This is a genomic window from Extibacter sp. GGCC_0201 (assembly GCF_017566055.1).
GTDB lineage: Bacteria > Bacillota > Clostridia > Lachnospirales > Lachnospiraceae > Extibacter.
This window is the reverse complement of record NZ_JABFCH010000194.1, coordinates 1-220: the sequence shown is the minus strand read 5'-3', so window position 1 is coordinate 220 and position 220 is coordinate 1. Positions and strand designations below refer to the sequence as shown.

The 220-nt window shown below is 49.1% G+C and carries 1 protein-coding gene; it reads right to left on the bottom strand.

Annotation, left to right across the window (positions count from 1 at the left end; genetic code table 11):
• Positions 1–220, bottom strand: a 220-nt coding sequence (locus HJV72_RS19230) for a type I-C CRISPR-associated protein Cas8c/Csd1 (protein WP_208073478.1), incomplete at both ends; no start/stop codon positions are given.

Here is a 220-nt window from a genome sequence, read left to right as displayed (position 1 = left end):
CACTCCTGATAATAAGTAACCGACATTCTTCCGTCCGTCGCCGCCTCCAGTCCTAGTATCACCGCAAAATCAGTCCGCTGCTTATTATAATCGTGGAGTCTGCCGCCATAACCGCGGGCTGCCGCCCTCACTTCCCTGGCATAACTTTCAAATGTATCGATAATCGGCTCGGAGTCTTCTTCCTCTTCCTCATCATCCATAAACCCGTTTTTTTCATCAA